7 protein-coding genes are annotated in these 7,880 nt (G+C 72.6%); 5 read left to right on the plus strand and 2 right to left on the minus strand.

Going from position 1 to position 7,880, the window contains the following annotated elements; all coding sequences use genetic code 11:
• Positions 1-163: 163 nt before the first annotated feature.
• On the plus strand, positions 164-886 hold the full coding sequence (locus I8N67_RS34135; protein WP_200308155.1) for an IclR family transcriptional regulator: 723 nt from the start codon (positions 164-166) through the stop codon (positions 884-886).
• Between the two features lie 172 nt (positions 887-1,058).
• Here I8N67_RS34135 and I8N67_RS34140 read toward each other — a convergent pair whose 3' ends face one another.
• Entirely contained in the window at positions 1,059-2,771 is a 1,713-nt protein-coding gene (locus I8N67_RS34140; protein WP_200308147.1) for an IlvD/Edd family dehydratase, read from the minus strand.
• Between the two features lie 50 nt (positions 2,772-2,821).
• On the opposite strand from I8N67_RS34140, the gene I8N67_RS34145 reads away from it, so the two are divergent.
• The 3 genes from I8N67_RS34145 to I8N67_RS34155 are packed head-to-tail and all read left to right on the plus strand — an operon-like array spanning position 2,822 to position 5,615.
• Entirely contained in the window at positions 2,822-3,655 is an 834-nt protein-coding gene (locus I8N67_RS34145) for an IclR family transcriptional regulator (RefSeq protein ID WP_200308148.1), read from the plus strand.
• A 53-nt stretch (positions 3,656-3,708) separates the two neighbouring features.
• Positions 3,709-4,569, plus strand: a complete 861-nt coding sequence (locus tag I8N67_RS34150) for a fumarylacetoacetate hydrolase family protein (RefSeq protein WP_200308149.1) — start codon at positions 3,709-3,711, stop codon at positions 4,567-4,569.
• Between the two features lie 11 nt (positions 4,570-4,580).
• The gene (locus I8N67_RS34155; protein ID WP_200308150.1) at positions 4,581-5,615 is read left to right on the plus strand and encodes a zinc-dependent alcohol dehydrogenase; all 1,035 of its coding nucleotides are present in this window, start codon (positions 4,581-4,583) and stop codon (positions 5,613-5,615) included.
• A gap of 150 nt (positions 5,616-5,765) precedes the next feature.
• Here the strand turns inward: I8N67_RS34155 and I8N67_RS34160 are convergent, their stop codons facing one another.
• Positions 5,766-6,458 carry a TetR/AcrR family transcriptional regulator gene (locus I8N67_RS34160; protein ID WP_200308151.1) on the minus strand — a complete coding sequence of 231 codons (693 nt, stop codon included), beginning with the start codon at positions 6,456-6,458 and terminating at the stop codon, positions 5,766-5,768.
• 144 nt (positions 6,459-6,602) lie between these two features.
• Between I8N67_RS34160 and I8N67_RS34165 the strand changes: the two genes are divergently transcribed.
• Complete coding sequence (locus I8N67_RS34165; RefSeq protein WP_200308152.1) at positions 6,603-7,727, plus strand: PP2C family protein-serine/threonine phosphatase; 1,125 nt, start codon at positions 6,603-6,605, stop codon at positions 7,725-7,727.
• Positions 7,728-7,880: the final 153 nt, after the last annotated feature.

The following is a 7,880-nucleotide window of genomic DNA, read 5'->3' on the forward strand; positions in this document are numbered from 1 at the left end:
AGGTATGGGGTCTACGGGTGTACGGGGGCCTCGGGATGTCCGTCGGCGATCTTCGGTGGTCCTTGGCGGTCCTTCGGCGGTCCGCCGTCGTATACCGGTATAGACATCAGGCCCCGCTTCAGCCAATGTTTGTTCCGTGACACGGAACAACGCGGGCGGCAACATGCTGGAGAAGTCCGCTCTCATCCTCGAATGCTTCATCCCGAGCGGCGGACCGTACCGCCTGTCGGAACTTTCGGAGCGCGCGGGCCTGCCCAAGCCGACCGTGCACCGGCTGGCGGCGGACCTGGTCCGGCTGGGCTGGCTGGAGCGCGCGGGGCACCTGTACCGGCTCGGTGCGAAGCTCTTCGAGCTGGGCTCGCTGGTGCCGCACCGGCTGGATCTGCGGGAGACGGCCCTGCCGTTTCTCCAGGACCTGTTCGAGGCCACGCGGGAGACCGTCCACCTCGGCGTGCGCGAGGGCCTGGACGTGGTCTACCTCGAACGCATCCACGGCCACGAGGCCCTGCGGCTGCCCTCCCGCATCGGCGGCAGCCTCCCGCTGAACTGCACCGGTGTGGGCAAGGCCCTGCTCGCCTTCTCCGGCGCCGAGCTGACCGAGGAGGTCCTGTCGCGGCCGCTGCCGAGCCTCACGCCGTACTCGATCACCGATCCGGCGCGGCTGCGGATGGCGCTGGAGAAGATCCAGGTCTCCGGCCTCGCCTACGAGGAGCAGGAGGCCGCGCTCGGCGTGAGCTGTATCGCGGCGCCCGTCTTCGCCGGGGGCACCACGGTCGCCGCCCTGTCGGTGGCCGTACCCCGGTCCCGGTTCAGCCCCGCCCAACTGGCCCCGGCGGTACGGACGGCGGCCCTGGGCCTGTCCCGTGTGCTGCGCCGGAGCGGGTGACCCCACCGGGTCCGCGCCTCTGGACCGTCCTCCGGCTCCGCACGGCCGGGGAGGCGGCCATGATCACCGCCCCGGGACGTCCCGCCGCTCAGTGACGGAACCCTGCGCAATGACGTGTTGGCGCGGAGCCGCCTCTTACGAGGGAGTCCGTGGGGGAAGCCCGGCGGCGTGGTCAGTGCGACTCGCGGCTCACCTCGGAGCCGCTGGAGCCGATGAGGAAGTCGAGGTCGGCGCCGGTGTCGGCCTGGAGGACGTGGTCGACGTAGAGGCGTTCCCAGCCTCGCCGGGGGTCGGCGAAGCCGTCGCGGGTGGCCTGGTTCGGCTGTCGGCGGGCGAGTTCGTCGGCGGGGACGTCGACGTCGATGCGGCGGGCCTCGACATCGAGGGTGATGACGTCGCCGGTCCGCACGAGGGCGAGGGGGCCGCCGGCCGCCGCCTCGGGCGCCACGTGCAGGACGACCGTGCCGTACGCCGTGCCGCTCATCCGGCCGTCGCAGACGCGGACCATGTCGCGGACGCCCTGTTCGAGGAGTTTCTTCGGCAGTGGCATGTTGGCGACCTCGGGCATGCCCGGGTAGCCCTTGGGGCCGCAGCCGCGCAGGACGAGGACGGAGTCGGCGTCGACGTCCAGGTCCGGGTCGTCGACGCGGGCGTGGAAGTCCTCGACGGAGTCGAAGACGACGGCCCGGCCGCGATGGCTGAGGAGGTGCGGGGAGGCGGCGGCCGGTTTGATGAGCGCGCCGTCGGGGGCGAGGTTGCCGCGCAGGACGGCGATGCCTCCCTCGGCGACGAGCGGTTCGGCGCGGGTGCGGATGACCTCGGCGTCCCAGACGCCGGCGTCGTCGAGCGAGTCGACCAGCGGCTTGCCGGTGACGGTCAGCGCGTCCGGGTCGAGGAGGTCGCGGACCTCGCGCAGCACGGCGAGCAGACCGCCGGCGCGGTGGAAGTCCTCCATGAGGAAGCGGCCGGCCGGCTGGAGGTCCACGAGGACCGGCACCCGGGAGCCGATGCGGTCGAAGTCGTCGAGCGACAGGTCGACGCCGGCCCGGCCCGCGATGGCCAGGAGGTGGACGACCGCGTTGGTCGAGCCGCCGACGGCCGCCAGCGCCACGATCGCGTTGTGGAAGGACCCCTTGGTCAGGAAGGTGCCCGGCCGTCGGTCGGCGGCGACCATGTCCACCGCCAGCCGGCCGGTGTGATGCGCGGCCTCAAGGAGGCGGCTGTCGGGGGCGGGCGTGCCGGCCACGCCGGGGACGACCGTGCCCAGCGCCTCGGCCACCAGCGCCATCGTGGACGCGGTGCCCATCGTGTTGCAGTGGCCGCGGCTGCGGATCATCGCCGACTCGGAGCGGGTGAACTGCTCCTGGGAGAGCGTGCCCGCCCGGACCTCCTCCGACAGCCGCCACACATCGGTGCCGCAGCCCAGCGGCGTGCCCCGGAAGGTCCCGGTCAGCATCGGGCCGCCCGGCACGACCACCGCCGGCAGGTCCACCGAGGCGGCTGCCATCAGCAGCGACGGGATCGTCTTGTCGCAGCCGCCGAGCAGCACGACGCCGTCGATGGGGTTGGCCCGCAGCATCTCTTCGGTGGCCATCGCCGCCATGTTCCGCCAGAGCATGGCGGTGGGCCGCACCTGGGTCTCGCCGAGCGACACCACCGGCAGGTCCAGCGGGATGCCGCCCGCCTCGTACACGCCGTTGCGGACGGAGGCCGCGACCTCGTTCAGATGGGCGTTGCAAGGAGTCAGGTCCGAGGCGGTGTTGGCGATGGCGATCTGCGGCCGGCCGGTGAAGGCGTCGCCCGGCACACCCCGCCGCATCCACGCCCGGTGGATATAGGCGTTGCGGTCCTGTCCCTCGTACCACTGCGCACTGCGGAGCGTCACGCCTGAGCCCCTTCCGGCATTCGGTACGGCGGTCTACAGTCTGGAACGCGATGAAGCATACGCAGGCGTACGACGGATCGACAGACCTCGGCGAGGACGGCCGGGCAGCCGCCGGGGGCAGCCGTCTTGTGGGGTCGGACCGGGTACTCGCGGTCCTCAAGGAGCTGGCGCGGTATCCCGACGGGGTGGGCCTCGAGGAGCTGACCCGGGCGGTGGGCAGTCCCAAGCCGACCGTGCACCGGGCGCTCGGCGCGCTGCGCCGGGCCGGGCTGGCCGACCAGGACGCCCGTGGCCGTTACGGGCTCGGCGACGAGTTCCTGCGCATGGCCTTCGCCCATCACGAGGCCCGGCCCGAGCATGTCCGCATCCGGCCCGTACTCGAAGCGCTCGCACACCGGTTCGGCGAGACCGCGCACTACGCGGTGCTCGACGGCCACGAGGTCGTCTACCGCGCCAAGGTCGACCCGCCCACCGGCGCCGTCCGGCTGACCTCGACGATCGGCGGACGCAACCCCGCCCACACCACCGCCGTGGGAAAGCTGCTGCTCACCGGGCGGTTGAGCACCCTGGAGGAGGTCGAGGCGTGGGTCGGCGACGCGCCCCTGGAACGCCGTACGCCACGGACACGGTGCACGGCCGCCGACCTGCACCGTGAGCTGGAGTTCACCCGTGAACGGGGCTACGGCGTCGACGACCAGGAGAACGAGACCGGGGTCAACTGCCTGGCCCTGCCCGTCCATCTCACCTCGCCGACCGTCCCCTCCGGAGCCGTGAGTCTCAGCGCGCTGGCCTACCGGACGCCCCTGGCCGCACTGGTCGACGCCCTCGACGAGATCCGCGCCCTCCTGGGTCCCCCAGGTTCCCTCCGCGAGCCGCCTCGCTGAAGCCCCCGCCCCACGTTGCGTTTCCCACTCGACAGATCCTGGAGAAAGACCCCGTGTACCTCATGCGCATCGGTGCCCCCGGCGCCGAGAAGCCCGTAGCCCGTGTCGACGACGGGACCTACGTCGATCTCTCCGACGTCGTCACCGACTTCGACGAGGCGTTCTTCCGGTCGGGCGGTGTCGACCGGGTCCGTCCGGTCGTGGCCGAGCGGGTGGCGGCGGGCCGGGTGTCCCGGTTCGCCGGGGAGCGCGTCGGCGCGCCCATCGCGCGCCCGCACCAGATCCTGTGCATCGGGCTGAACTACCGCGACCACGCGGCCGAGAGCGGGATGCCCGTTCCCGATGAGCCGATCCTGTTCACCAAGTCGCCCAACACGCTGATCGGCCCGAACGACGACGTACGCATCCCGCGTGGCTCCGCGAAGACCGACTGGGAGGTGGAGCTCGGCATCGTGATCGGCAGGCGTACGAGCTATCTGGAGTCGGTGGCTGAGGCGCGGGACGCGATTGCCGGGTATGTCGTCGTCAACGACGTCAGCGAGCGCGCCTTCCAGCTGGAGCGGGGCGGGCAGTGGGCCAAGGGCAAGTCCGCCGAGACCTTCAACCCCGCGGGGCCGTGGCTCGCCACCGCGGACGAGATCGACGACGTCCTCGCGCTGGACATGTGGCTGGACGTCAACGGTGTCCGCCGGCAGACCGGCAGCACCAAGACGATGATCTTCGACCCTTACTTCATCGTCCACTACCTCAGCCAGTTCCTCGTCCTGGAGCCCGGCGACCTGATCAACACGGGCACCCCGCCCGGCGTCGGCATGGGCCTCAAGCCGCCCGTGTATCTCCAGCCGGGCGACGTGATGGAGCTGGGCATCAAGCAGCTCGGCACCCAGCGTCAGCACGTGCTCGGGCCCCGGTGAGCGGTCGGCTCATGCGCGCGTTCGTCCTGACCGCCCCCGGCGCGTACGAGGTCCAGGAGCTGCCGGCGCCGGTGGCCGGACCCGGCGAGGTCGTCGTCGACGTGGAGCGGGTCGGTGTGTGCGGCACCGACGTGGAGTTCTTCACCGGCGCGATGGCGTATCTGCATCAGGGGCACTCCGCCTATCCGATGCGGCTCGGCCACGAGTGGGCCGGACGGGTGGCCTCGGTCGGTGCGGGCGTCGACGCCGCGTGGCTCGGCCGTCGCGTCATGGGCGACACGATGCTCGGCTGCGGGCGCTGCCGCCGCTGTCTCCGGGGCGGCCAGCACGTGTGTGAAACACGCCGGGAGGTCGGTATACGCGGGGGCCAGGCCGGTGCGCTGGCCGAGCGACTCGCCGTACCGGCCTCCTCGTTGCACGCGCTGCCCGACTCCGTCGACGCCGTACTCGGTGCGCTGGTCGAGCCCGGCGGCAACGCCCTGCGCGCCGCGCGGGCCGCTGAGCCGAAGCCCGGGGACCGGGCCCTCGTCCTGGGCCCGGGGACGATCGGACTGCTGGTCGCGCTGTTCCTCCGGGCCGCGGGTGCGGAGGTTCACCTGATGGGCCGGACCGACGGCTCCCTCGCCTTCGCCCGCGGCCTGGGCTTCGCGCACGTCTGTACGGAGGACTCCGTCCCGGACCTGCCCTTCGACGCCGTCGTGGACGCCACGAACGCCGTCCAACTGCCGGACACGGCCCTGCAGTTGGTGGAGCCGGGCGGCCGTGTCGTGTACATCGGGCTGGCCGGCGAGCCCAGCAGGATCGACACCCGCACGCTCGTCCTCAAGGACGTCACGGCGGTCGGTGTCCTGTCCGCCTCCCCCGGCCTCGACGCCACCATCCGCGCGTACGCCGCCGGAACGGTCGACCCCCGGCCGCTCGTCGCCGCCACCCTGAGCCTCGACGAGGTGGGCCCCGTGCTCGCCGGTGAACGCCCGGCCGGCGCCGGGCCCGGCCCCAAGATCCACGTCGACCCCCGGCCCGGCGGGACGGGGACGGCCTTCTGAGCGCCTCTCCCGGCGTGGGCGCGCCCTCCGTCAGGCGGCGTGCCGGTGACGGCCCGGCCGAGGCCGCGCGGGCCACGGCCTCGATGGTCTCCGGGGAGGTGCCGGCGGCGTTGTCGCTGCTGAACACGTGTGCCGTGGGAGTCGAGGTGCTCATGGCCGGTGTCCTTGCTGTTCTTCGACGGCGGAAGCGGGCGAGGCGGCCGGGGTGGCCGGGTCGGCCGCGTGGATGAGCCGGCGCAGGGCGCCGTGGTAGATCTCGTGGTCGGTCACGGCCGGCACGATCGCGGCCAGCCGGCCGGTCGGCACCGGGAAGGCCTCCGTGCCGAGCGCGGCCGGCGTCGTACGGGTCGCCGCCCGGGCGGACTTCGGGTGGCGGCGGTCGACGAAGCTCGCGCTGCCGAGGGTGAGCAGATACATCCGCCGGTACGCGGCGATCGCCCCGTCCGGGCTCACCCCGGCCGTGAGGCTGTCGGCGAGCTGCGCCTCGACCAGCCGGGCCAGCAGGTTCGGACCGAGCCAGGGCCGCGTCCCACGCAGGGCGAGCAGCCCCGGGTGGGCGACGAGCAGCCGGTACAGGGCCGTGAACCGGACCTCGGTGGCAGTCGCCCGGTCCGCACCCGGCTCGGGCCCGGGCAGCCGGGCGGCCAGGTGGTCGAGGCACAGGTCCAGCAGACCTGCCAGGTCCGTGCACCGGGGTTGCAGGGACGCCGTCGAGATCCGGAGCCGCGCGGCCAAGGCCCGGAAGGTCAGCACCTCGGGCCCGCTCTCGTCGACCAGGGCGAGGGCGGTCTCGGCGATGCGCCCGGGGGTGGCGCGGTCCAGCGCGGGGGAATGGCGAGGCATCCGGGTCTGCGTACGGTACGCCGTATCGGATGGCGGGGTGCGCAGTGCCGTCCCGCCTGGAGGGCCGGATCGGCGGGGCGCCTCTCGCCCCTGGCCAGAGGCGGATTAACGTACGAGGAGATCACCACCTGCCCGGGAGTACGCATGGCCGGTAGCCGCCGGAAGAGACCTGTCGAGGCGTTCGAGGCAATCGAGCCGCCGGGGCATGCCGCATTGGTCCTCGGCGTACTGGCGGTGACCGCTCTGGTGGAGTTCCTCGGGGCGCTGTCCGGGTCCGAGGTGTGGCTTCTCGGGCTGCTGGTGTTCCTGCCGGGAGCGGCGTCCGCACTGTGCACCGTCCGGCAGACGGGGTTCGTCGCCGCGTGGACCACGCTCGTCGTCACCGCCACCGTGGTACTGCGCGACGTCGACGGGGGCCAGTGGCTGGACCGTCTGCTCCTGGTCCTGATCACCCTCGCCCTGGGGGTGACCTCGGTCTACGGCTGCCAGCGGCGGATCAGGCGCGAGCACGAGATGCTGCGGCTGCGGTCCACCGCGGTGGCCATGCAGCGGCACATCCTCCACCCCCTCCCCCTGCTCACCGACGACGTCCTGGTCAACGGCGTCTACGAGCCCCTCCACGAGGACCGGCTCGTCGGCGGCGACATCTACGACGTCGTCGCCTCCCCGTGGGGGACCCGGGTCCTGATCGGAGACGTACAGGGCAAGGGGCTGACCGCCGTGGGCGCCGCGTTCGCCGTCATCGGGGCCTTCCGCGAGGCGGCGTACCGCGAGCCGACCCTCACCGCGCTCGCCGACGCGCTGGACGCCGCCGTCGTACGCCACAACTCCTACGCCGAACACACCGGCGACGACGAGCGCTTCGTCACCGCCCTCGTCATCGGCGTCGACACCGGTACCGACGAGGTGCAGGCCGTCAACTGTGGCCACGTCCTGCCGTATGTGATGCACGAGGGCACTGTCACCGTGGCCGAACTGGACTCCGGCGTCCCGCTCGGCCTCGCCGAACTCGCCCTCGAACCGACCACCGTGGGCTGGTTCGCCTTCCCCGACGGTGCGACCCTGCTCCTGAGCACCGACGGCCTCACCGAGACCCGCGCCGCCGACGGCACGTTCTACCCGGTCGACGAGCGCCTGGCCAAGCACCTCGACCTCTCCCCCACCGAGCTGCCCCAGGCCCTGTACGACGACGCCCGCGCGTTCGCCGGGGGCGGTGGCCGGCACGACGACGTCGCCGTCCTGACCGTCCGCCGGTCGCCGCGTCTGTGAAGTGGTTCGTTACGGTGTACACCGTGCACGAGTTCAGGTGCTCGTCCGTGCTTGTCCGACCATCACGAACCACGCGAAAGATTGCCAACCGGCTTGAAATGCGATATTCACACCGTCGCCGCGAGCCGCGAGCCGCGAGCCGCGAGCCGCGAG

The sequence above is a fragment of the Streptomyces adelaidensis genome (assembly GCF_016598475.1).
Taxonomy (GTDB): Bacteria; Actinomycetota; Actinomycetes; order Streptomycetales; family Streptomycetaceae; genus Streptomyces; species Streptomyces adelaidensis.

What these genes read in the sequence shown, in the direction of transcription:
- I8N67_RS34135 (WP_200308155.1), top strand. Translation starts at nt 164, where the DNA reads ATGCTGGAGAAGTCCGCTCTCATCCTCGAATGCTTCATCCCGAGCGGC.
- I8N67_RS34145 (WP_200308148.1), top strand. Translation starts at nt 2,822, where the DNA reads ATGAAGCATACGCAGGCGTACGACGGATCGACAGACCTCGGCGAGGAC.
- I8N67_RS34155 (WP_200308150.1), top strand. Translation starts at nt 4,581, where the DNA reads ATGCGCGCGTTCGTCCTGACCGCCCCCGGCGCGTACGAGGTCCAGGAG.
- I8N67_RS34160 (WP_200308151.1), bottom strand. Translation starts at nt 6,458, where the DNA reads ATGCCTCGCCATTCCCCCGCGCTGGACCGCGCCACCCCCGGGCGCATC.
- I8N67_RS34165 (WP_200308152.1), top strand. Translation starts at nt 6,603, where the DNA reads ATGGCCGGTAGCCGCCGGAAGAGACCTGTCGAGGCGTTCGAGGCAATC.